This is a genomic window from Rhodopirellula bahusiensis (assembly GCF_002727185.1).
In the GTDB taxonomy this organism is placed as follows: domain Bacteria; phylum Planctomycetota; class Planctomycetia; order Pirellulales; family Pirellulaceae; genus Rhodopirellula; species Rhodopirellula bahusiensis.
The window spans coordinates 51,354-75,820 of the sequence record NZ_NIZW01000003.1 but is presented as its reverse complement, the minus strand read 5'-3'; the positions used below and the strand labels follow the sequence as shown (position 1 = coordinate 75,820).

The 24,467-nt window shown below is 56.4% G+C and carries 20 protein-coding genes; 5 read left to right on the top strand and 15 right to left on the bottom strand.

The annotated features are described in order from the left end of the window. The first annotated feature begins 123 nt into the window (after positions 1–123). Together CEE69_RS05725 and CEE69_RS05720 are read left to right on the top strand one after the other, a co-directional pair. Positions 124–1,971: an SMP-30/gluconolactonase/LRE family protein gene (locus CEE69_RS05725; RefSeq protein ID WP_099259781.1), complete on the top strand. Its 1,848-nt coding sequence runs from the start codon at positions 124–126 to the stop codon at positions 1,969–1,971. Between the two features lie 814 nt (positions 1,972–2,785). Next, positions 2,786–4,603 (top strand): serine/threonine-protein kinase, encoded by a 1,818-nt coding sequence (locus CEE69_RS05720; RefSeq protein WP_233214891.1) that lies wholly within the window; start codon positions 2,786–2,788, stop codon positions 4,601–4,603. Positions 4,604–4,953: 350 nt separating this feature from the next. Here the strand turns inward: CEE69_RS05720 and CEE69_RS05715 are convergent, their stop codons facing one another. Together CEE69_RS05715 and CEE69_RS05710 are read right to left on the bottom strand one after the other, a co-directional pair. After that, positions 4,954–6,786: a sulfatase-like hydrolase/transferase gene (locus CEE69_RS05715; protein ID WP_099259779.1), complete on the bottom strand. Its 1,833-nt coding sequence runs from the start codon at positions 6,784–6,786 to the stop codon at positions 4,954–4,956. 287 nt (positions 6,787–7,073) lie between these two features. Continuing rightward, on the bottom strand, positions 7,074–8,450 hold the full coding sequence (locus CEE69_RS05710; RefSeq protein WP_099259778.1) for a hypothetical protein: 1,377 nt from the start codon (positions 8,448–8,450) through the stop codon (positions 7,074–7,076). A 320-nt stretch (positions 8,451–8,770) separates the two neighbouring features. On the opposite strand from CEE69_RS05710, the gene CEE69_RS05705 reads away from it, so the two are divergent. The 3 genes from CEE69_RS05705 (at position 8,771) to CEE69_RS05695 (ending at position 11,478) form a co-directional block, all read left to right on the top strand. Further along, positions 8,771–9,070, top strand: coding sequence for a hypothetical protein (locus CEE69_RS05705; protein WP_233214890.1), 300 nt, complete (start codon positions 8,771–8,773; stop codon positions 9,068–9,070). Positions 9,071–9,362: 292 nt separating this feature from the next. Beyond that, positions 9,363–10,463, top strand: coding sequence for a quinone-dependent dihydroorotate dehydrogenase (locus CEE69_RS05700; protein WP_099259777.1), 1,101 nt, complete (start codon positions 9,363–9,365; stop codon positions 10,461–10,463). A 79-nt stretch (positions 10,464–10,542) separates the two neighbouring features. Beyond that, positions 10,543–11,478: a ThuA domain-containing protein gene (locus CEE69_RS05695; protein WP_099259776.1), complete on the top strand. Its 936-nt coding sequence runs from the start codon at positions 10,543–10,545 to the stop codon at positions 11,476–11,478. Between the two features lie 85 nt (positions 11,479–11,563). Here the strand turns inward: CEE69_RS05695 and CEE69_RS05690 are convergent, their stop codons facing one another. From CEE69_RS05690 to CEE69_RS05635, 13 genes are all read right to left on the bottom strand, one after another. Then, complete coding sequence (locus CEE69_RS05690) at positions 11,564–12,259, bottom strand: class I SAM-dependent methyltransferase (RefSeq protein ID WP_099259775.1); 696 nt, start codon at positions 12,257–12,259, stop codon at positions 11,564–11,566. Continuing rightward, positions 12,249–12,716, bottom strand: coding sequence for an Rrf2 family transcriptional regulator (locus CEE69_RS05685; RefSeq protein ID WP_099259774.1), 468 nt, complete (start codon positions 12,714–12,716; stop codon positions 12,249–12,251). The genes CEE69_RS05690 and CEE69_RS05685 overlap by 11 nt, the downstream gene beginning before the upstream one ends. Before the next feature lie 219 nt (positions 12,717–12,935). Continuing rightward, entirely contained in the window at positions 12,936–14,159 is a 1,224-nt protein-coding gene (locus CEE69_RS31890) for an IS630 family transposase (protein WP_158230974.1), read from the bottom strand. A 138-nt stretch (positions 14,160–14,297) separates the two neighbouring features. After that, positions 14,298–14,915, bottom strand: coding sequence for a hypothetical protein (locus CEE69_RS05675; RefSeq protein ID WP_233214889.1), 618 nt, complete (start codon positions 14,913–14,915; stop codon positions 14,298–14,300). A gap of 384 nt (positions 14,916–15,299) precedes the next feature. Next, the gene (locus CEE69_RS32765; RefSeq protein ID WP_199169802.1) at positions 15,300–15,461 is read right to left on the bottom strand and encodes a hypothetical protein; all 162 of its coding nucleotides are present in this window, start codon (positions 15,459–15,461) and stop codon (positions 15,300–15,302) included. After that, a complete protein-coding gene (locus tag CEE69_RS05670) occupies positions 15,458–16,546 on the bottom strand; it encodes a DUF1559 family PulG-like putative transporter (RefSeq protein ID WP_099259939.1) in 1,089 nt (362 codons plus the stop codon). Before CEE69_RS05670 ends, CEE69_RS32765 begins: the two co-directional genes overlap by 4 nt. 415 nt (positions 16,547–16,961) lie before the next feature. Then, positions 16,962–19,157 carry an ATP-dependent DNA helicase RecG gene (gene recG / locus CEE69_RS05665; protein ID WP_099259938.1) on the bottom strand — a complete coding sequence of 732 codons (2,196 nt, stop codon included), beginning with the start codon at positions 19,155–19,157 and terminating at the stop codon, positions 16,962–16,964. 9 nt (positions 19,158–19,166) lie between these two features. Then, a complete protein-coding gene (locus CEE69_RS05660) occupies positions 19,167–19,976 on the bottom strand; it encodes a TatD family hydrolase (protein ID WP_099259773.1) in 810 nt (269 codons plus the stop codon). 69 nt (positions 19,977–20,045) lie between these two features. Further along, positions 20,046–20,315, bottom strand: a complete 270-nt coding sequence (locus CEE69_RS05655; protein ID WP_099259937.1) for a hypothetical protein — start codon at positions 20,313–20,315, stop codon at positions 20,046–20,048. 132 nt (positions 20,316–20,447) lie between these two features. Further along, positions 20,448–20,612, bottom strand: coding sequence for a DUF2256 domain-containing protein (locus CEE69_RS33625; RefSeq protein WP_099259772.1), 165 nt, complete (start codon positions 20,610–20,612; stop codon positions 20,448–20,450). Between the two features lie 25 nt (positions 20,613–20,637). Continuing rightward, a complete protein-coding gene (gene serS / locus CEE69_RS05645) occupies positions 20,638–21,918 on the bottom strand; it encodes a serine--tRNA ligase (protein WP_099259771.1) in 1,281 nt (426 codons plus the stop codon). A 156-nt stretch (positions 21,919–22,074) separates the two neighbouring features. After that, positions 22,075–23,484, bottom strand: a complete 1,410-nt coding sequence (locus CEE69_RS05640; protein ID WP_099259770.1) for a COG3014 family protein — start codon at positions 23,482–23,484, stop codon at positions 22,075–22,077. Then, entirely contained in the window at positions 23,481–24,383 is a 903-nt protein-coding gene (locus CEE69_RS05635; RefSeq protein WP_099259769.1) for a penicillin-binding protein activator LpoB, read from the bottom strand. The genes CEE69_RS05640 and CEE69_RS05635 overlap by 4 nt, the downstream gene beginning before the upstream one ends. Positions 24,384–24,467: the final 84 nt, after the last annotated feature.

Below are 24,467 nucleotides of genomic sequence, written 5' to 3'. Positions count from 1 at the left end.
GAAATCGCCCACGGCACGACGCATTCCCATTTGCCACCGCGACGCAAAACCGCTTCGCCTCGACTATCTTGGTGGCCCCCTCCAACTCTCCCCAGAACATTCTCCCCCCATCCACGAATTGACATGACATTCGCAATTCACCGCCGCGTCCAATCACGACGAGCCAGATCCTTCCTCCCACTCCTCGCCGGAGCCAGATTCCTCTCAGGAGCCAGTGCACGAATCTCGTTCATCTTGTTCCTGCTGCCCGCGATGGTAACGTTGGCCCAAGAGAGCTATCCAGTTCACCCCGACACCGTGGCGAAGGAAGGCGTTCCCCGAGGAGTGGTGACGGCCCATCGATTCACCGACAGCACGGTCTATCCAGGCACCGAACGCGACTACTTCGTTTACGTGCCCGCCCAATACGACGAGTCCTCCCCGGCCGCGTTGATGGTCATGCAGGACGGTGCCAAGTACGTCCGCGAAAAGGGCGAGTATCGATTGCACCATGTCTTCGACAACCTGATCCATCGCGGCGAAATGCCGGTCACGATTGCCGTCTGCGTGAACCCCGGTGTCGTTCCCGGTGGCGAGGGGGCTCAGGATCGTTTCAATCGCAGCTTTGAATACGACACCGTGAGCGATCGCTACGCTTCGTTCCTTATCGATGAGTTGATCCCCGAAGTCCGCAAATCCTATGCGATCACCGACGATCCCAACCTGCGAGCCCTCGGTGGCAGCAGCAGTGGCGCGATCGCGGCGTTCGGTGTGGCCTGGCACCGGAGTGATCAGTTCCGCCGAGTCTTCAGCACCGTTGGCACCTATGTTGGGCTGCGAGGCGGAAACGAATACCCAACCCTGGTTCGCAAACACGAACCCAAACCGCTGCGAGTATTTTTGCAAGACGGCAGCAATGACTTGAACATCTACGGCGGCAGTTGGTGGCATGCCAACCAAACGATGTTGGCATCGCTGCAGTGGGCCGGCTATCAAGTCAAAAACGTCTGGGGTGAAGGTGGCCACAACGGCAAACACGGCGCAGCGATCTTTCCCGATGCAATGAAATGGCTGTGGAAAGATTTCGATCGTCCCATCGAAACCAACGTTTCAGAACATCCTGAAATCAAAGACCGCTTGATCGAAGGCGAATCGTGGAAACTGGTCAGTGAAGGCCACAAGTACACCGAGGGCCCCGCCGTCGCGCCCAGCGGCGACGTGTCCTACATCGATGGACCACGAGGCGAAATCTGGAAGATCGCCGCCGGCACGAACAAGGCGACCAAGTTTGTTGACGACCTGCCGGGCGTTAGCGCGTTGATGTACGACGCGGCCGGCCGTCTTTACTGCGCACGGAACAAAGCCCTGACCGTGACGCGAATCGACCCCGATGGCCGACGCACTGATCTGTGCTCGGGCGTTTCCTGCAACGACTTGGTTGTGCTGGAACATGGCATCTACTTCACCGGTCCCACCGAACAAGCCGTCTGGTACTTGCCGATCGATGCCGACGGCAAACCCCGAGGTGACGGCAAGCCAATCCAAGCCGGCAAAGGACCCAAGAAACCAAACGGATTGATCGTCACGCCTGACCGACGATTCTTGATGGTCGTCGATGCAGAAGGCCGCTACGTGTGGTCCTACAAAATCGACGCCGCGACGGGAAAACTCTTGTACGGCCAGCCCTACAGTTACGTCCACACGCCGCAAGACGACATGATCGGCGGGGCCGACGGAGTCACGATGACAAAGGATGGATCACTCTTGGTCGCCACCAAGCTGGGCATTCAAATCATCGACCCGCCCGGCCGAGTCCATCTGATCCTTTCGCGCCCCAGTTTGTCGGGCAAGCTCTCCAACTGCGTTCTGGCCGGTGAGAACATGTCCACGCTGTACGTCACCTGCGGCAGCAAAGTGTTTTCAAGAGCGACCAAGCTCGACGGCATCGCCCCCTGGCAACCGGCGGTCCAACCGCCCAAACCACGACTGTAGCGAAGCCTCAAACAGAGATCCCAAGTCGACGCGTTTTCAAGTTGCGCTCTGGGCCCCGACACATCCGGCAAAGCCTAAGTCAGTTCCAACAAATATCGGAGCCAAAGGCCAAACGGGACGGACCAATCCAGACCTGGTGTGATCTTTCAGATGGATGGCAACTGTCTGTGAAGTAGGCCGTACCAAGGAGCAACGCGACGCAGTTCCGGCCTACGCCAGCCAGCACCGGGTTTTCAATGTTGCCCGCAAAAAGGAATCCGTCACAGCACGATCGAACCACCACTTCGTGCTCTTCGCGTCCTTCGTGGTTCCAACACCACCGAAGTCCCACCGATCTCTGAAGTCCCCTTCCTGTTGAACACATTCAGCGGCTTCCTTGGGAACCTTCAACTCAAAGATCGGTTCGCGGTCATCGTCCGCCGTTTCGTACTTGCTTCGCAGCATACTGGGGCAAACAAGAGATCTTGGCCAGCAACGATACGATCCCTCAAGCTCCTTCCGAAACTCGGCGTAGCCCGTGCTTGGCTCAAGTATCGCCGGGCAGATCGTTTGGTTTCGAATAGTAAATCGAACGTGACTCGTGTCTCATGATTGACCTCATGCCTGCGGATGCCAACTGCCACACCATATCTTCGATCGGCCAACCCACTTGAAGACACCTGGGTTCACCACTTCGTGGTATCGAAACGAAGAGCCGGGCAGCTACCATTGAATACGCCCGCACTATCCAACGACTCCTGTCACCAAAGCACTTCCGGATCGGCTATCATCGAATCTCGCGAAGAAATATCCCCCACGTATTTCGAAGTCTTTGATGACCGCCCCCTCTCCGCATTCGGATTCTGAAAATTTTGGCGAACGCGAAACGGCTGACGAAAATCTAGCGGTCGGTGAGGATTCAGGGTTTTCACTCGCCAATGAAGACACTTCACCGTTGTCTTCCGTTTCCGCTGAGCTTGTCTCGCATCCACGCTACGAAGTGCTCGGTGTAATCGGACAAGGCGGTATGGGTAGTGTCTACAAAGCACGACATCGCCTGATGGATCGCTTGGTGGCAATCAAAGTCATCAAACCTGAATTGATTCGAAACGCAAAGGCGATCCAACGTTTCCAACGCGAAGTCAAAGCCGCTGCTCGATTGGCTCACCCCAATATCGTCGCCGCCTTCGACGCCGAACAAGTCGGAGAGCTACATCTGTTGGTGATGGAGCATGTTGATGGGATCGATCTGGCTGAACTGGTGAAGCAGCGAGGACGTTTGTCCGTTCCTGTTGCCTGCGAGTACGTCGTGCAGGTTGCTACTGGCTTGCAGCACGCCTTTGAAAACGGCATGGTCCATCGCGACATCAAACCACCGAACCTGATGATGTCCACCGCGGATGAGGGCTCCAGTGATGATGCCTCTGAATTGTCGGACGTCACGATCAAGATTCTCGATTTCGGCTTGGCTTCCTTTGCTGTGCCGGATGATTCGAATGAAAGCGTGCGGACCGCTGACCATAGCATCACCGCGATTGGAACGTACATCGGAACGCCAGCCTACGTGGCACCTGAACAGGCTCAAGATGCACGCCAAGCGGATATTCGTAGTGACATCTATTCGTTAGGAGCCACGCTACATTTTCTACTGTTCGGCAGGCCGCCAAGTGTGCAGGAAAAGACGGGCAGGCACGACATGGATCAAGCCGACGCAGCATCCTCCGAAGGCTTGCTCGATGAAGACACAATTCCCGACAGCTTGCGAGACGCAATCGGTCGGATGGTGTCTCCTGACCCGAAGAATCGATTTCAAACACCCAACGATGTGATCCAAGCTTTGACGCCATTCATTGCTGCCGCACCGGACGCTTTGCCGACGAGTAGGCACAGCGATGCTACTGCGGCCTCGCGACGCACAGTGAAATGGTGGCGAATAGTAGGCGCTGTTTTGTTGACATGCTGCGTCATTGGATTTTTCATTTTCGTCAACCCTTGGCGTTTCGATACAACGGAGACTGGATTGCCGGCAACCAATCCGATGCAACCCAGTGAGGCTCCTTTGCCAGCAGTGCCAGAACCCGATCAGAAGCAGCGAAGTATCGACGCGATCAACGAATTAGACGTGATCCGGGACAGCATCATCGGTCAGTGGCGAATAGAGGCGGGTCAATTGTTGACGCCAGATTTCCAGCGCGGACTTCGCGCCGTACTTCAACTACCTGTTGAGGTGCCCGTTCAATACGACTTGAGCCTCGTGGTTGCGCGTCGCAGTGACGCCAACAAACTCTATGGTGGGTTGAACATCGCTTTTCCATTTGGTGATTCAAGCGGCATGCTCGCGGTAGGTACACACCGTGACGTTGGTGGTTGCTTTATCGAACGCATTGACGGAATCGCTCGGCATGAATCGCTACCGACTTGGACGGAAGGCTTCTTTTTCGAGCAAGATGAACATCGCACCGTTGATCTGAATGTCCGCGAAAATGAGATCGTGGTTTTCATTGATGGCATCGAAGCAATTCAATGGAGCGGAGATTCGACTCAAATTGAGTTGCCACCGGGATGGGAAATCCCCGACACAAAGTCGATCTCCCTTGGTGCGACTGGCGAATTCGTCATCGACGAAATTCAATTCACGCCGATATCCGATTAGCCGTGCAGTCAGTCTCCTTGTCTGACACGAGCCTGCATGTTGACGACGTAATTTGCCGCTGCTCTATCTCACTGTGAAATGATCCGTCGGTCAGATTTCATACGTTGCCCAAGGCAATCTGATAGAGACGGTCAGTACACTGACCAAGCGACTTGAAGAGTCCCCGTTGATGAATGGCTTGCTCGTCAGCCGTGCCCAATCCAGCCCAGGTTCTGGACTTCGTAACGCCCATACATCTGGTACAGAACAGCATCGAAGGACTCAAATTCCGTCTGGTAAGTCGTGTTGAAATCAGCGATGCGATCGCGATATCCAGACGAACACGGCCGGCAGGAACCAGCGCCACGAAGTCACCAGCCTTCCACTTCGGCAATGCGCTGGAAGATTCCGATTCCGTATCGCCCCTTCTTCGCCAAGCCCTTGTTCACATACTCTTTGATCAATGGCAGAGCCGGTTCACCCATCCAATCGAGCACGTTTTCAAGCATGATTTGGTTGTTCGTCCCGTTGAACAAGAGTTCTCGGAGACAAGCCATTGCCTCCGTCTCTTCGCCGAGCTTCACCAAGGTCCACGCCGACATCATCCGCACTTCGTCCGACTCATCGTCGAGCGCCTTCTTCAATGCATCGATCGAGGGTGCAGCGTCATCTTCCATGAGGTGCAGCCCGACACTCGCCCACCAACGCATGCCTTCGTCCTCGTCCGACATCTGCCGGGTGAGTATGTCCAAGTTCGCTTTGTCGCGAAGCAAAGCCATGTCGGCCGCGTCGAGGTACTTTTCCAATGGATACAGCTTTGGATCACGGACCATTTCGTAAATCGTTATGTCATGTTCCTTCGCGCGACGCATTCGCATCTGTTCTGGGAGCAACCCAGAATCGAAAAGCTCCAGTTGCTTTTGTCGCATGGCCGAACGCAACTCGGCGATCTTCTGCTGATGTTCGGGCTGGTCGATCAGATTCTTCACGTTGTCGAAGTCGTCATCCGTATCGTAAAACTCTTCGGAAACGCGAGCACGGAAGAATCGTCCGGTGACTTCGTTCGTTTTTCCCTCTCGGTGATGCTGTTCCCAAGCCGGCGCCGCCTCCGCCTTCCAGATGTAGGCCAAATGCTGACCCGCCGGGGCGAACGGGTAGTAATTTTTGTAGTAGGCGAACTGCTTGTCGCGGATCATTCGCACATGATCGAGGCGCTCGTCGGCGCGTTCGCGAAAACCAAGGTGGTACGTGGGTTCCGGTTCAATGTCATCGCCCAGAAAGATAGTGCCTTGAAACGTTTCCGTGATCTCCGCATTCGCGAGGCTCAGCCACGTTTTGGGCATGTCGACAAAACTGACCAACCGGTCGACTGTCATCCCTGGCTTCTCGGCTGGCCACCACTGCTTCCACTTCTCGGGAATGCGAACGACCATCGGGCAATGAATGCCGCTGGAGTAGAGGAACCGTTTGCTGCGAGGCATCACGCCGCCGTGATCCGAGCAGTAGACGACGATGGTGTCTTCATAGAGCCCGTCTGCTTTGAGCTGATTGATCGTTTCCCCGACGATCGCGTCCATCCGCTCGACGGCGTCGGCATACTTCGCGTAGGTCCTGCGGATCGCGGGCAGGTCGGGGTGATAGGAGTACAGCTTCATCGTCGCGGGATCGTTCTTCGTGTTTTGGTTGTCGCCGTGCGCATTACTCTCGTGACTTACGCCGATGTTGACGATGCTGAAGAACGGTTGACCGGCCTCGCGTTTTCGCCAGGCCCTCGACCCACGTCCGGGGTCCCAGCAAGCATCATCATCGCGTCCACCAATGTTGAAGTCGGTCTTGCCACCGTTGGTGGCGAAGTACCCAGCCTCCCTCAAGAGGTCCGGGTAATACTTGACCACGTCATGCGGGATAACATTGCGGCTTCGCATTGGTTGAGTGCCCAGCGAGATGGCATGCATGCCTGTGATCCAAGACGAACGCGTTGGAGCACAGACGGCCGCGTTGTCAAAACAGTGCGTGTAGCGAAAGCCCTCCTTGGCCAACTGATCGATCGCCGGGGTCTTGCTGTTCACGCCTCCGTAACAACCGATCCAAGAAACGCCGTTGTCCTCGCTGGTGATCCAAAGAATGTTCGGTCGATCGGCCGCCTCAGCCGAGCCCAGCAGGCAGGCAAAAATGGCGCAGGCGAGTGTCAAGCAGAGTTTCATGTCGCTTCCTAAGATGGTCGTGGTTCGGGGGAATCTAGCAGGGTGAGAGCAGTCTTTTGGCATGTTAGCCGCTTGGCGTCAGCCACGGTTTCCACGTGCAACGTCGGCCAACATCGAATTGCCTCAAAAGGTTAATCACAATCGTTCTTGCCTACCTGCTTGGTATTGATTTCTCGTTTGCGAGGGGGCACTCTCCGCCATGCGAGCGACGATCCCACTGGCCTCATTAAGATTGACCAATGATTGAACATCTAAATCGCCAAATTTAGCTTGGCATCATGAAGCGGTCAGTTACCACCAACTTCGGGTGCCGCCGGTGAGGGCTTTGACTCGAGCCCCATCGTGTTCACGGCAACCACGGAGTAGTCATGATAGACACCAGGCTCAGCTGTCCGATCGACGAACTCCATCTTTGCGAGCGGTTGAACGGGAGTGTCGCTGTATTGCAGGTTCTGAAACAACGGGCGTCCGAAGCGATTCTTGCCGCGACCGCCGACTTCCGCTCGAAATTCTCCATCGCGAAGAATGATGAATTTCTGAATTCCGCTTTCGACATCTGCTTCCGCAATCCAATCCAACCGGTTTCCATCACGCTGGACTTGTGATGGTGCGGGCGGCGGTGTGGTATCGACCACGTTTGTGTCTTTTCGAAATTGCATCCACGCTTTGGCAATGGTCTCATCGGGTAGCCACCCTGCCTTGACCGGGTCGCCCTCGAATCGGTTGGCGGGTATGGCGGTCGCACCGGTAGGCTCTGCCAACCACGCTCCTTCGAGCGAAATCTTCTGCAACGCCTGCCCTGACTCCAAAGGCAGTCGCAGCGAGAGACATTTATCCAGCCAAGGAATCGCCAGGTATCTGGAGTTTCCGCATTCGTGTGCGGTTAGAGGATCGATGGCAACCCCGAGCAGGCCACCACGACCGCGAACGTTGTTGAAGAACGCGAGGTTCGCTGGCCAAACATTGGCGAAGCGCCCGTCTTTCACTGTCACGCCTTCTTTGGTGCCGGGATTGCACATCATCGGAATGCTGAGTGCCGCTTCGGGCAAGGCATGCGGCTTGATCGCTGGTCGATCGGGATTGACTCCCAACAGAGGCACACCGGAGCGAAGCCATGCGGCGGCGATACGTTCGGGCTGGGTCATCACCATCCCGCCGCACCAGTGTCCACCTCCGCTGTGCCCCCAAAGGGCAAGTGGCACGGAAGCGAGTTCCGGGTGCCCCGACATTTTGCCAAAATCAACGAGCGAGCGATCGAACGCTGCAGCGGAACCGTTGCGTGGATCGCACCACATCTGACAATCCGCCTTCTGTGGCTGTTCATAAGCCGGAGACAGCAACGCACAATCGTGTTTCGTGGCCAGAGCTTGCCAGTGAAGATCGTACGCACCGGTAAGGCCGGAGCTGCACGATCCTTCACCGCACCCATGTTGATGCACGACAATGCCGCGAAGTGTTGCGACACCTTTCGGAATCCAAATGGTGTACCTCACCGGATAGGTCAGCTGACCAGGTTCTTTGGACGCCTCATAACGAACCGAGTAGTAGGGCGGCTCGGCTTCAGGGAACACGTCGTAGGGAGATTCCTGCGCGGATGAATCGACGATGAAGGCCAGCGAACATAGAACGACGAGGGCAAGGTAGAAACTGGTAGAAGATCGCATCGGTGAAGATTGGCTCTGACGGGCGGAGGGGACTTTGTCCAAATGGTACCTCAAGCAGACCGGTAGGACTGGTTTCTACCGGCCAAAATGCGATTCCATGCCACCAACGAAAGTGGTTGGTCGTTCGGGCGTGGTGCTAAATTGGTCGCAAGCCCAAACGAGCACGGCCGGTAGAATGTTTTGTTCGGGGACATGGGTACCTGATGGGCGCGAACGACGGGAAGCCGGCCGACATACGTGAACATTTTCGTGAAGCTCGCCGGAACGGATCTCCACGCGCGTGGGTTTGGTTGCCAGGTCAGTCGCACTGGCCCAAAGGAATGCACTTCGAGAAAGACGAAACATCTGTCATCGATTGGCGAGCGTGGGCTGCCCACGACATCGTCATCCAATGGACCGAAGCCATGATCAAACTTCGACTGCCAATGAATGTTGATCCTCGCAAAGGATCGGTCGATCTGTTGCCGGTTGACCTCACAAAGGGTTGGGTGGCTGATGTCGCTTCGAAGGAGCACGGTCCCGTCTCGAAACTCGATGCAATCGACTCAGCAAAATCTTGGCTCCCGAATGAGAAGGTCACTCAAGCCTGGGCAAGCGACTCCATTTCAGAGTCAGACTGAGAACAACCAATCCGCTGAACGCGGTGCTGGACTGCCGGGACGTTGCTTCACTTGGTCCCGCCTACGGTTCATCTCCTCCTGCGTGCTTCGGAGTGACTTGGCTGAATAACTCGTAAGATGCGTGTACCTTGATGCACGATAAACTCACTTGGCATCGCGCGAGCAAACAGTGGGATAGGCTTCCAGCCTGTCAGGAATGCATTGACAGGCTGGAAGCCTATCCCACACGCCAGATGATTGATCATGCGAGGCTTGGCACGACAACCAAAATCCTGGAACCGAAGCGACAGCGATGACTTTTTACAAGACGCTCATTCGCCCGCTGCTCTTTACACTCGACGCGGAAACAGCTCATCACTTGGCAGTGGAAGGGTGCCGATGGATGAGCGTGTTGCCCGGGGTTACCAATGTCGCACGACGGTGCCTGGAGTCTCACGATCCAATCTGGAAGACCGAAGTGGCTGGGCTCCGATTCGACAATCCAATCGGGCTCGCGGCTGGGTGGGATAAGAACGGACGCGCCTTGCGAATGCTGGACGCGTTGGGATTCGGGTTGATTGAGATCGGTTCCGTATCGGCCGGAAGGTCCAGCGGCAACCCAAAGCCACGCCTGTTTCGGCTACCTCAGGACAGCGCCGTCGTCGTGAACTACGGACTGCCCAACGATGGCGCCGAAATCGTTGCCGAACGACTGAGATCGCACCGCGGTCGCGTCCCGCTTGGTGTCAACATCGTCAAGACCAACGATGGAACAAACGCACCCGCGTGCAGCGACCAGCAGATTCTGAGCGACTACGAATTCAGCACGCGGCGACTTCATCCTCATGCGGATTACCTGATGTTCAATCTCAGTTGTCCCAACGCCCAAGGCGGCAAGAGCTTCTTTGCCGAGCCTGGCAATGTGGAACGTTTGCTCGAACGTTTGGCTCCGCTGCAGATCCAATCTCCCGTCTTTCTCAAGATTGCACCCAACAAGGATCCCGATCATCTGGATCGCTTGCTCACTCAGTGCGAACGCTTTGACTTTGTGCGTGGCTTCTGTTTCAACCTTCCCTCTCAAAAGCCGCCGCTTTCGGTCGCCCCAGAACATCTAATCAACAAGCCTGGTGCTGTGGCGGGCCGTCCCGTCGCTGCAATGATCAACGATTGCATTTCGGAATTGTACCGCCGGATGGATCGCGATCGATACATTGTCATCGGTGCCGGAGGTGTCTTCACCCCGCAAGACGCGTACGACAAAATCCGTCTCGGTGCTTCGCTGGTTCAGGTTTACACCTCCATGATCTACCAAGGCCCCGGTATCGTGAAACGTATTTGCACCGGTTTGGCGGAGTTACTCAAACAGGATGGCTTCAATCATGTGAACGAGGCCGTCGGGAGCGCACACAGGTGAACATCGCCATGCTCGATCACTTACCATCAAAGAACTTGCAGCGTCGACTCAGATCGCATCACTTGGAGCAACCTTCGAAATGACGAACCAACCCAACCGCTCGGCAAGCGAATCGCCCCATGCATCACGCAGAAAATTCATCCAAACGACATCCGGACTCGTGGCCGCCAGTGCTGCGGTATCGCCAACTCATGGATGGTCCGATGAGTCGGCTGATGGTTCCACGCGAGTCCTGATCATCGTCGGCCCCAGCCGCCATCCGCCGGGCACGCACGAGGTCGCCGCCGGTGGCCGGCTGATGAAACACGCCCTCGAACAGATCGAAAATCTGTCGGGAATCCAGGCGGACGTGGTCGAAGGCTGGCCCGAAAAATCTCTTCGCGACGCCGCATCAACGGTGGTTTTCATCGGCGATCTGTTCCCGCCCAACCGTCTCCCCAACCCGCAGCAGAACCTTGCCGACCTGGATGAAATGATGCAGCGAGGCGTGGGCATCGCATGCATTCATTATGCGACGGGCTTGCTGGGCGATGACGTCACGCCCGACGGCGACCACCCGCTGTTGCGATGGATGGGCGGTTACTTCGCCAACCGTTCTTGCCCGCACCACGAATCGTTCGCCAGAGTCTTCCCCAAAGCAACCATCACTCCCGCGGAGACCGACCATCCGGTCACGCGAGGCTGGAAAGAATTCACCCTTCGTGACGAGCCCTACTTCAACAACTACTTCGGTGCGGATGGAAATCAAGTTGCCCCAAAAGCAACCGTTCTGGCGACATCGATGTTGCCACCGGAAGCTCCCGAGCGAGAAACAGTCGCATGGTGCATCGAAAGAGAAGACACCGGCCGCGGATTCGGCGTCGTGATGCCACACTACTACAAGAACTGGCGTGACGAAGACCTGCGCCGCCTGATCCTCAACGGAATCGTCTGGAGTGCCACAATCGATGTTCCGGCGGGAGGCGTGAAAACCGATTCGCCAAACCTAGCCGACTTCGACCCCAAGGCTGTCTAGCTGGACAACGCCAAGCGGCTCACATCTCGCAGCCGCGAAAACGGCAGTCGTTGCGTCTCGTCGATTCATGGTGATTCTCGTTTTGCTATGCATAGGAAACCCAACCTCGAAAAGCGAATCCGGCATAGAACAAACTGACGTCGGAAAATCCCGATTCACGTAACAGCGTTTCGTCATGCTCGGGGTCAAGAATGGTGAGATGAGAGTCGATTGCCTCGCGAGCTTGCGATGCTTTCTCTGGATCTACACCGGAGCTGGTGACGTAGGCGGCGTATCGCGACAACCACTGGGATCGTGCCCCATTGGTTTGCGGAAAACTCAAGTGAACCGCAATGAAGGGAGCATTTGGCTGGAGCCGCCGGCGAACGGCGGACAACATCTGCCTTCGTTCATCGAGGTCCGCGAAATGCATGGTCAAGATGCAGGTCGCTGCATCGAATGGTCCGTCTGGCGCGACGTCGACCTTGCCTTCATGAAGTGAGACTCGCGAGACGAGAGGCCCCAGCGTTTGCTTGGCGAGCTGCAGCATGGCGGGCGATGGATCGACCCCATCAAACGTCCATGTCGGCTGGGCTTCGGCAAAGACCTTGAGCTCCAGTCCCCCGCCCGCTCCAACAACCAGAACACGCCCATTGGTGTTCACGCGTTCGGCCAGCAACAACGTTGCCATCCGCTGCATGTCGACGAAACCGGGAAAGGCCATCCGAGGCGAATCCGCGTAGTTGGCAACCGCCTGCGGATCGTGAAAGGCAGCCTTCAAAAAGTCTTGATCAGACGCCATGTGAATTCCTTTTTGCCTTGAGCGAGATCCCTCGGGCTTGCAGTCGTTCGTGGCAATCGGTGCTGAGCGACGCCAGCGTGACTTCCCCCAGCCTCTGCAGCAGCAACTGTTCTGCTTCGTCGAACGTTTTGCCAAGCGCAGCGTTCACGGATTGCTCGACCAAGCATCCTGGTGCCTCCGTGCGATTGCCGATCGCGAGCAACGACGGACTGCCGACCGCCTGATAGATGTCCAGCAACGTGACTTCCTCGAGGTCACACGCCAACGTCCAACCGCCACCATGTCCCTTTTCCGACCGCACGTAGTCCTGCTTGCGCAGCCCAGCCATCAGACGACGCACAACGACCGGGTTCGTGTCCATGATCTTCGACAGATCATCCGACGTCACCGGCTCATCCAATTCCGCCATGTGCAGCAGGATGTGCAACACACCGGAAAGCTTGCTATCTCGTTTCATGTAACTTACGTTATTACATGATTCAGCAAGAGTCAACTGCAACTCGTTTCACTCCCATCGGAATGACTGAGCGAGCAGAGACCTCCTTCAAGCCATTGTGAACAGTCGGTCTTCGACTCGATGAAGTCTCGGCTTGATAGACTGGGACCGGCGTGATCGCTCACCTAGTGCCTCCGGAACGATTTTGTGCCGCTTGATGACCTCATTTTCACCAGATCCTCAAGCAGCCAGAAGCGTGCCCTGATAGGTCCACTTATATGGCCTTGCCAGCGTGCTGTTGTAGTATTCGATGAAAGCCAGGATTCGATCTTCCAAATGCTCGATCGATGTGAAGCTCATTCGCCTCAGCAGTTTTCGACGTAGCGTTCCAAACCAGATTTCAATTTGGTTGAGCCATGAGCAATGGCGAGGTGTGAAGATAAATTGAATCCGATGAGACGGATCACTGAGGAATTCTCGACGACTGGCTGTCGACTGCAATATCCCTTTGCGGCCCTTGAGCCCAAGGTCGCCCTCAAAGCCGATCATCGTAGCGATCATCTTCACCAGTGTTTCACTGCAGTGAGTGTTTAGATTGTCCATCACGAACCGGTAGGTTGCGTCTTCACCACCTTGGCTGATTACATTGTTGATGTTCTCGAGCATGTCCAGTTCGCCACGCGTGTCTCGAAGAAGCGGTGCCCAGATCTGTCCCGTTGCAACGTGGAGATTGCCAAAGAGCCCTGTTGTTCCATGGCGTTGGTACTCGTATTCCAGGCGAGCGACATCGTGACGGCGAACCGGTAAGTCCGGGGCAATTCGCTGGAGAGCTTGGATGCCGGTCATCTCATCGACGCAGATCGTGTGAACACCGTCGCGACAATACAGCTCGATTGCTTCGGCATAGGCAGTGCAAATCGCATCGACCTTGACCTCAAACATTGGGTCCTTCGTTTTATCTTTGGAGAACAGCCAGTACTGATGATGATGCGGCCGGATGTCCATGCGGGCGAGAAGCTCGCGGACCCAACGGCCGCTGATGGTAAACGCTTGGCGGATGCGGCTCATCTCGTGGGCCAACTCATCGCTACTCCACTGACTGATTGGCCGCCCTGAATCCTGGGGATCTTCGCATGCTTTGGAGGCCAAGTCTGCTTGCTGTGTCTGCGTAATTCGTGGACGTCGGCCCGACCGCTTGATATCGCTGAGCAATTCGACGATCGCTTTTTTCAATGCCGGAACGCCTTCGCCGCACTCGATGCTGATCAAACGTGGCCAGTTGTCCCTCCATCGACGTCGCCAAGTTCCAACCGCATCATGTCCAAGCCCAACGATTGCTTCGATCGCCTCATTGTTGTGCCCTTGGCGAGCGAGCAAGATGATACGACAACGCACTTGAAGTCCGCTCGGCGTCGACCTGGCCGCCACGAACTCCTCGAGCAACGCCAACTGTTTCTCAGTCACTACAACCTTCGCCGCCTTGCCTGACATATCCCACTCCGTGAAGATGCGAAAGACAAGCAGTTTCCATCGCCGGCAAGCTTCACGCCAGATCAAATCGTTCCGGAGGCACTAGGCAAGTCGAGTACCGATGTCGTCTAGCTAGCGATCCAGACACATCGACTCAATCGCCTGCCGCAACACGTCGGATGTGATGCCGTGACCGGAGACTCCATCCTTCTCATCGGCTGAGCCTCCTTGGTGCATTCCAGCAACAAGGCCTGAATCAAACAGGAGCGGCGCCCCATCGGTGGCTTTTAAAGACAGACGATCACTCTCGAATCGATATCGTATCTTTCCTTCTTCGACATCGGTCACCTTCAATGCGTGACACTTCTGACTCGGCGAGGCCCCCGCGAAGACCGCGGTGACCATCCAAAGCCTTTGCCCCACTTGAACGGTTTGCTCAGACAGCTCCAGCAACTCTGGCTTGAATCGCCCAACAAGGTCAAACGCCACGACATCCATCTCAACGATCTTCTGCTCGTCCTCTTCGTCACACGGCTCATAGGGCGAACCGATTTGCTTCACACCATCCGTCGCACCAAAAACATCGCTCAGAAAGGTCGACTCAACCGAACTTTGAAGCTCGTTGGGAAGGATGTCCTTCTCCAGCCCATTCACTGTGCCGAGCATGTGCAACGTGGTCACAAAAACCGGCGTGGACTCTTCGCTCAATTGAAAAGCGAAACCGGTGCCCACCATGTCGCTTCCACTCACTACCCCATAGTCCGTCGTGAAAAATGGACGCCAAGCAGTGAACTCCTTCACGTCCGGCGCCCCCTCCGGCTTCTTAACACCCTGTCGCACATTGGAAGCAGAAGGCTCCGGCGATGAGGGGACACATCCAAAAACCGCAATCAGCAAAACAGATGCAGATAGAACAGCAACGGGTCGTGACTTTGCCAAGCAAACAGCATCGATCAAATTCGCACACATAAGAAGTCTCACTCGATTGAATCCAATCAATACTGTTCGCAATACCATCCAAGCAGATAGCAGAAGCCTCAAACAACGTCAGCCGCATGGCGTTAGCCACGGTTCCCGCACACAACCGAGGCAAATGCCAAAACGGCTCACGGGATTGACCTCAAACATCCCCGCCTACATCGCAGATTCTTGATCCGCGACCAGCTTGTCTTCCTGCTCAATCTGTTGCTGCAATTCTTCGCCGAGCGGCGGTGGAGTTTCCGCCCCACCGCATCCGATCAAACCAAAACAAACAACGACGAACGCCCAGGCGAGTTCTTTTCGTAATCGACTCATAGTGATTCTCCTCCGATGATTTCGCCGTCATCACAGACGCACAGGTTTTTCCATAGCTCTGCATCGACGTTGTAGGAAAAGAATCGAACCGATCCATCACAGAATGCTGCATTCAAACCCGACGCATGAGCGGCCCCGAAGTAGCGATTCCAATTTGTGAATGCGTCATAGGACTCTGGCGGCAGCGGCGCCACCGTTTGGCGGTCGTGTTTCGGCGGAAAATGCCAACGAACCACGCACTCATCCCAGCCTGCATTGTTCCATCGTTCGTTGTCACCTCCGTCACGGCCATGTTGCGATGTATGAAGTGACTTCTCAGCGAATACAATCGTGTTCGACGTTCCATCCAGGATGTCTGAGAGAGTCCGTTTGTCACCTTCGCCGGGCCAAACGATTGCTCCACCCTTCGAGTACTCGAGCCCACCATTTGTTTTCGACCGTGTTGAAACGGCTGGGGCACCCAAGGGAGCTTCCGGAATGAAGTCGATGGTCGAGTCTGGGCGACCGCTATAGAACCCTGCACATCCCGCGTAGTCGACCCTTCCGAATCGTGCACTGCCGTATCCCTTTGGCGATCGCCGTGATGGACAGTAGTAAGTTGACACCAACGACTGAGCGACATCGTCCTCTCCGGCGTTGTTTGCGACGTATGGCCAGTATGGCGGATCATCTCGCCCAAGTTCGTAAATGTTGTTCCCTTCCAAGAATGGAAGGATCTTGTATTGAGTGCTCCACCCAGTCCGCGTCGCCGCTCGGCAACACGTTCCATTCTTGGGATACCCAGCAGTATTGGGATCGCCGCTCGTGGTAATGGCATCCGGGGCACCATCCAACGGCCCTTCCGGCAATTTTCTGTAGGCGCTCTCAAAGTTCAGAGCAGCCAATCCCATTTGCTTCAGATTGTTCGAACATTGCATTCGCCGCGCGGCTTCCCGAGCAGCTTGAACCGCGGGAAGTAGCAAACCAACGAGAATCCCGATGATTGCAATCACAACCAACAGTTCGACCAGCGTGAACCCCGAGGCCACATTGCCTCCGTTCTTCACTTGCCTTCTTGTGTGGGAAGTGACGCGACCGCCATGCATCCCCTGCTTCAATCGCAACTCCATCAATCCTACTCCCTGTAACAAAGTATGAGTTTTTGGGCATCCAGCGAGCTCGTTCGAAACACCGCCGCGACGCCCCAAGAGCATTCGCTCAACCACCAAAATGAACCGATCAATTCATGTTGGCGAGAAAGATAGAAGCAAACGAAACATGTTCAATATGAACATGAGCCAATTCACAAATGCTTCACGCGATGCAAGCGAGACTTCGATTCATTGAGTGCATCGCGTTAATACCCAATGAAGCAACAGCTCCACAGAGGGAGGTGAAGCAGCCTGGTTTCCCAGCACATCAGCCGTTTGGCGTTAGCCACGGTTTTCGCGGAAGGAATCGTGGCTGACGCCATACGGCTAACTCGATCAAGTGGGTCTCATCCGTTGCGATGCTGTCCAGCTACGCACCGTCGCTCAGGTCGAGATGGTTGCCATAGCGGCGGAGGACTTGAGACTTGAGATCTTCCAGGCCCTCGGATTCCATTTCTGGGTCTTGGTCGATCCAGTCCTGGGCCATCTCACGAGCGACTTGCAGGATTTCAACGTCGCGATGCAAATCCGCGATTCTCAGACGAGCGTCGCCGCTTTGACGCTGCCCCAACACGTCGCCCGGACCTCGCAGGCGAAAGTCCGCTTCGGCCAATTCGAAACCGTCGAGCGTTTGCTCAAAAACCTTCAATCGCTCGTCTTCTTGCGGCGGTTTGTCACCATCGACGAACACACAAACGTGGCCCGCGTGGGTGCCTCGGCTGACACGCCCGCGAAGTTGGTGCAATTGAGCCAGCCCAAACCGGTTGCCACCCAGGATTGCCATCACAGTCGCGTTGGGCACATCGATGCCAACTTCGATCACCGTGGTGCTGACCAGAACATCCAGTTCACCCTCGGCGAATGATTCCATCACCTGCTGCTTCTCGTCCGAAGCCATGCGGCCGTGCAACAAACCGACTCGCAAGCCTTTCAACGGTCCCGTTCGAAGTTGTTCATAAGTTGCATGCACCGACGAAATGTCTTCCGCCGGCGGTTCCGTCGCGTCGATGACCTCCAACAACTCTTCGTCTGCCGCCTCAACCTCCGGCCCGACTCGCGGAGCGACGACAAAAGCTTGCCGGCCTTCCGCCACTCGTTCTTTCACAAACGACCACCATCGGTTACGCCAACTGTCACCGGCCAAGTACGTGTGCACGGCACCGCGACCGGCGGGCTTTTCTCGCAACGTGCTCAGGTCCACGTCGCCGAACTGGGTCATCGCCACGCTTCGTGGAATTGGGGTGGCAGACATGACCAGGTAGTGCGGATCCACACCGCCATCGCGAAGCGTCACGCGTTGCTTGACACCGAACTTGTGTTGTTCATCGATCACGCACAGCCCCAAGCGATGGAACTCGACGCCGTACAGCAACGCTTGCGTGCCGATCACGATGTCCAATTCACCAGTCCGGATCTTTTCGACCGTGTCGCGTCGCTCGGCCGCACCAAGCGAACCGCACAGCAATCCGATTCGCACACGACTGTCCGCCAACATCCGCTTGAGCGTCGCGTAATGCTGTCTCGCTAGCACTTCCGTCGGGGCCATCAAGGTGGATTGGTGTTCTCCCGCCACAGCGACCAACATTGCGAAAATGGCGACGACGGTTTTGCCGCTACCGACGTCGCCTTGCAGCAAACGGTTCATCGGGAACTGTCGAGCCATGTCGGCCGCTATCACATCCATCACACGACGTTGATCGCCGGTCAACTCAAACGGGAACCGCCGCAAGATTCGATTCCGAACGGTCGCGGAACACTCCAGCGGCGGAGCACGCAATTCGCTGGTCAACGAACGACGTCGCATCGCCAGCGCCAACTGCATCACCAACAACTCTTGAAACACCAATCGAGTTTGCGCCGCGGTCAGGTCTTCTTTGCTCTCTGGCAAATGAATGCCCCGCAAGGCCTCCGAGATATCAGGCAACACATCGGGCAATTCCAACCCAGCCGCATTCAGACGCTTGGCCGCGTCGGATCGCAATCGTTCGGGCAACACTTCGGTCAGTTGACCGGCCAATTCACCCACCAACGGACGAGCCAAACGGCGCAGATCCGACTGTTTGATGCCTTCTGTCAACGGATAATTGGCCAGAATCAAACCACCGGGTGCGTCCTCGTCCGGCAGCTCGCCCTCTTGGACGACTTCGTACTGAGGATGTGTGAACTCCCAACGCAACCCGGCCAGTTTGGGCGTGCCGCTGATTCGAACCTTCGTCTCAAACGTCAATTGTTCGGCACGGAAAGGTTGATTGAAGAACACGATGCGAACTGCACCCGAATCATTCTCAACGATCGCGGCAAAGATCGATTTGCCGGGCGTGCGAGAGACCAACTCGGCATCGGTGATCGTTCCGATGAAGGTGGCCGGTTCGCCATCGGCCAAATCCGCGACCTTGGTCGGCGGAGGCGGGAACGTGTGGTTCCGCGGGAACAGAAACAGGATGTCGCGAGCGATTCGCAGTCCCAGCTTGCGAAGCTTCGTCGCTCGCGCCGGCCCAACGCCTGGCAAATACTGAATCGGTGTGGTCAGCGTGAGCGTGGATTCGCTGCTGCTTGGCTCGCTCACAAAATTCAATCACCGAGGCGTGTAGTGAAACTGTTTGCTCTTTGAAAAGAACTCAACCGGGTTGTCGTGCACGACTTTGCGAATCAACGCTTCGTCCATTCCACGACGTCGCATCGTGAAAATCAAGTCGGGCACGGCGGTCGGTTTGCTGATGCCCCAATCGCCCGCCGAGTTCGCCAGCAATCTCTCACCGGCATGGCGTTCAATCATATCGGCAGCACGATCGGGCGTGCACTTGGTGACCGGATAAAGCGTCATCCCGGCCCAAAAACCACGATCGAGCACTTCGCTGACGGTGTGCTCTTCCACGTGATCCACCAACACGCGATCAGGATTGACGCGTGAATCGTCACACAACATGTCCAAGATCATTCGCGTCCCTTGGTATTTGTCTTCCAAGTGCGGCGTGTGAATCAGGATCGGCTGGTCGTACTTGATCGCCAACTCCATGTGTTCCAAAAACACCGTCGCTTCGTTCTTGGTGTTTTTGTTCAATCCGATCTCACCGATCCCCAGCACGCCGGGACGATCGAGGAACTCGGGGATCATCGCGATGACTTCGCGAGACAGCGAGACGTTCTCGGCTTCCTTGGCGTTGATGCACAACCAACAGTAATGCTGGATGCCGAACTGAGCCGCTCGTTTTGGTTCGACCGCGGTGAGCTGTTCAAAGTAATCGCGAAAACCGTCGACCGTGCCGCGGTCAAAACCGGCCCAGAACGCTGGTTCGCTGACAGCGACGCATCCCATTCGAGCAAGCGTTTCGTAGTCGTCCGTCACACGGCTGACCATGTGAATGTGCGGGTCGATGAAATCCATGTTGCTGGTCAGTCAGTCGGAGTGTTTGTAGGTGGGCAATGGAGCGATATCAGCCGATGGCCGCGGGGCTCATTTCGAGCTCGGCGTTTCAACACCGAGGTTGGTCTTCCAATCGGGATCGTATTGCCGAGAGAACCAATGCTGAACTTTCGCTGCGCGATCAGGATCATCGGCCAACAACATCTCAATCGCTTGCGTGAGTTGATCGCGTCGAGGTGAGCGTTCGGTCCCGCCCGGGGCACGGTCCAACCGATCCAGCACCGCTGCCAGTTCCAAGACTTTGGCTCGAACTTCCAGGTACGACGCGTCCAAGATTTCGTCAGCGGTCTGTTGGCTCATGGGGCAAATTCGATGTGGAGGAAATGGTTCGTGATGGAATTGCAATCGGGCCATCCATCACGGAGCCCGGTCAATTCATTGGAAGGCGGGTCAATTCAACGGAGGCCGGCCAAATCAATTGTACCCGACAACTCATGGATTGGTTCTTGGCGTGGATGCCTTTTTCCGGCACGCATTGCTGCAATAGCGGACTTTGCCCCAATCGCGAGCCCACTTTTTTCGCCAAGCGAACTCCCTCCGACAGACCGGGCAGATCTTCGTCGGAAGGTTCCGTTTCGCATCGCGATGTGCGGACATGGATTCGAACTCAGGTGGTCAGTGATCACTCACATTCCAAAACGTCACAGCCAACCCATGGCCGCAAAATTTCAGGAACGTTGATCGTTCCGTCAGCACGTTGGTGGTTTTCCAAAATTGCAATCATGGCTCGTCCGGTCGCGATGGCGGTGCCGTTGAGCGTGTGAACAAAGTCGGTGCCCTTCTGGGTGTTGGACTTTGATCGCACATTCAATCGACGAGCTTGGTAGTCGGTGCAATTGCTGGTGCTGGTCACTTCGCCCCAGTCACCCGCTTCGCCACGTCCAGGCATCCAGGCTTCCAAGTCGTACTTGCGATATGCGGGGCCGCCCAAGTCACCCGTCGCGGTGTCGATCACTCGGTAAGGCACTTCCAAGGCGTCAAAGATTTCGCATTCCAGTTCACGCATCTCTTCGTGCATCGCCGTGCTTTGGTCGGGCAACGTGAACGCGAACATTTCGACTTTGGTGAATTGGTGAACCCGGTACAGCCCCTTGCTGGCTCGTCCGGCCGCACCGGCTTCGGTTCGAAAGCAGTGGCTCAAGCCACAATAACGAAGTGGCAATTCTTCGCTGGCGAGCACTTGTCCGCTGAGCATCCCGCCCAAGGGAATTTCGGCCGTTGCGACCAAGTTCAGCTCAGTGTTTTCGATGCTGTAGATCTGCGTTTCAGGTCCACGCGGGTTGAACCCAGTTCCTTGCAGCACGCTGGTCAGCGCCAGATCGGGCGTTGAAACGGGCGTGAAACCTTTGCCGGCCAAGTGCGAAATCGCGAATTGTTGCAGTGCCAAGTCCAAACGCACGGCGGCGTTTTTCAAGAAGTAAAAACCGGAACCGGCAACGCGGGCTCCGCCTTCAAAGTCGAACAAGTCGTGTTTCTCGCCCAGCTGCAAGTGATCCAGCGGTTGGAAATCCAACTCCGGCACCGGCGTTTTGCCGCGACCGATTTCATTCGCATCGTGCTCGCCGCCCTCGGGCACATCGGGGTGCGTCATGTTCGGAAGGATGGTCTGCAGCTCGTTGATTTCGCCTTCCAAGCGATCTTGCTCGGCGCCGGCGGCATCCTTTTGCTCGCGAAGGCTGCGACCTTTCGCGATCAATTCCTGACGCTCGTCATTGTCCTTCGCGGATTTGATCTGCTTGCTGACTTCGTTGGCTTGCCGATTGAGTTCTTCAGCTTGCTTCAACGCGTCCATCCGTTCGGCTTCGAGACGGCAGATCGCGTCAACGTCGACGGAAACGCCTCGCTTGGCGGAATTTTCAGCGACAAGCTGGGCGTTTTGCAGGATGAATTTGCGATCGAGCATCGTGGACAGTGGGGTGCGGGAAAATGGACGTCACAATTGTCCCCACAACTTAACGAAAGAATCCCGATCGTCGCAGCCCAGGAAAGAGTCGAGATTGGCGGGCTGAGTGCAGAGCCAGAAGCTGCCGTGAATTTCTGCTTCGTTTCGACTCCTGCGTCACGGAGTCGCCGCGGTCACGACGTAGATCTGCTGGGTCGGAGCGACGATCAACACGTAAGTGTTCTTCGCATTGTGAATTCGCAGCGGCAGGCGACTGGGCGCCGCGATCGGCTGACCGTCGTAGCGAACCGGCGCGAACTCGACCGTGTGATCTCCCGCAGGCAATTCGGCGCGCAAGACCTGGATCTCTCGCGGCAGCAAACCCCAGCAACGCGTGTCCGCAGTTTCGGTCGCGGTCCAGGCCGTCGAGGTTGCGAATTGGAACATCGTTCCGGCTGGCCCAGTCAATCCAAGGTTTTTTCGCACGGAGGCAACCGCCAATTCTTTGCCGCCTTGCCGGATCATTCCGCGAGCGATCGTCCATGGCATCTCCGCGTCCACTTGCTGTTGCACCATCCCGGCGACGTCCGTCAGTGGCTGAGTCGCACCGTGCAGTTCATACAGCGGCAATGTGTTCGGCCCGGTCGGGATGTAGCTGGCAACGGTCACCGCCGCGATATCGCTGGGCGGGATCATCACACTGGGCACTTTCACGGAAGTGATCTTGGGCAGCGTGTCGACGTCGTCTTCTTCGTTCTCTTGATTCAACATCAACGCGTTGGCGACCGTCATCGCAGCGGTGGTTGCCGGAGCCTCGACGGCTTCCAACACCGGTCCGCGACCGACCAATGAGAACACGTACAAAGCACCGTGGCCTGGTTTGCTGTGCACACCTTCGGTCGCTCGTTTCAAATCATCTGCCGCGGGCAGAAAGCTCGGGCGAATCGCACTGACCAACTGATAGTTGCGACGGGCGTCATCCAAATCGTGCAAGTTCTCTTCTCGCAAAACGCCCCGCAGATACGGAGCCAACGCCAACTCTTGATGCGGGTTCGCCGTCAGCTTGTCCGCAGCGACCTCGCCGAACACGCTGCTGCGTCGCTCGTCGTGCTCCTGCTGCAGCTTCGCTTGCAACATCGCAGCTTGGTTGATGTAGCTCTCCGCGTCGTCGCCATCGCGAACCAGCGAACACATCGCCAACATCGTGCGGATCATGACTTGCTCGTAGCCCGCCGGACGGAACTTCCGCGCGGTGTCGTCGGTCACCATCGCCGCCGCTTCGTGCAACGGCGCGACCTTCAACGACGCATCAAATTCGTCGCGAAGTTCACGCAGCGTTTTCTCGGCGGACGTCGCATCGCCCACGGCCAAATCGACCATCGCCAAATCCAACTTGGCCGGCGTCGCGAAACGCCCACCGCCGTCAGCGACTTTTGACAGAACCTCGCGAGCCGTGTCCGGATCCCCGGAGGCAAATGCATTCCGAGCCGTGTCGATGTGCGCAAGCTTTGCGGCGCATCCCGCCAGCGTCGTCGTCAACAACGCGGCGATCAATGGAAGCGTTCGAAAGACGATCGCAGGGATCATCCGTCGGCTTGGTCGAACAAACCGAAGTTCCACCACTTGCCCGCTCGCGTGTTGTGATAGCCCTTGCGGATCTTCGACGACTCTTTGATGTAGTCGCCTGATTCCAAGTTGACCATTTCCAACGTCAGCAAGTAGTCCCGCTGAGTCGACTTGTTTCGATCCGTCGTGCCGGACGTGATGGTTGCGTACAGCAAGTAATCGACCGGGGTGCCTTGCCGCCCTAATGCCGCGGCGAATGCACCTCGGTTCTGTGGCAAGAACAACGAATCGGGACGCATCCGAGTTTCGATCAACGCGGCATCGACCATTCGGCGGCTGATGCTACGGAAAGAGCTGCCCGAATTGAGTTGCGAATCGATGCGTTCGTACAGTTGGTCTTTGAAATCGACCAGTTCTTCGGCGCTTTTGTTTTCGATGCCAATGAAGCAAACCTTGGCCGGACCCTGCACCAAAGGAGCGGATCCCGGCAACGAAACTTGCGATCCGATGATGGCTTCGCCAGTCGCGGGGTCGACCATCGACTCGGGCGAAGTCTGCAAATGGCTCGCCATTTGGGCTGGCGTTCCGTTGTCGGCAAATTGCCCCGGAAAGATCACCGACTCGTTGGGCGGCGGGCAACGACTCAAAATTTTCGCGACCGCTTCGTCCACCAACGGGTTCCATGTTGCGGCGCCCGCTTCGTGGCTGCCGACCATGTCTTTGTCGTCGCTGGCGAGCAAATGCCCGTAGCGTCGCGAGGCGCAACCAGTGGTCCCGGCACCTACAATGGCGACTCCGGCGGTCATTCGCAGCATTGCGGCCGCGAGGATCCCCCGACGGGAAATGGGTTCGCTCAAAGAAATCTCATCGTTGGAATTCGATGATTTTTGTGCGGATTCGTTTTGGAAAGTGCCATCCATGGCGGTCGATCACCCGGTGTTGAGTGGGCCGAAACAACGTCATTGACCGGAAAACCTGATTCAGAACGGGTTCTGTCAGCGAAT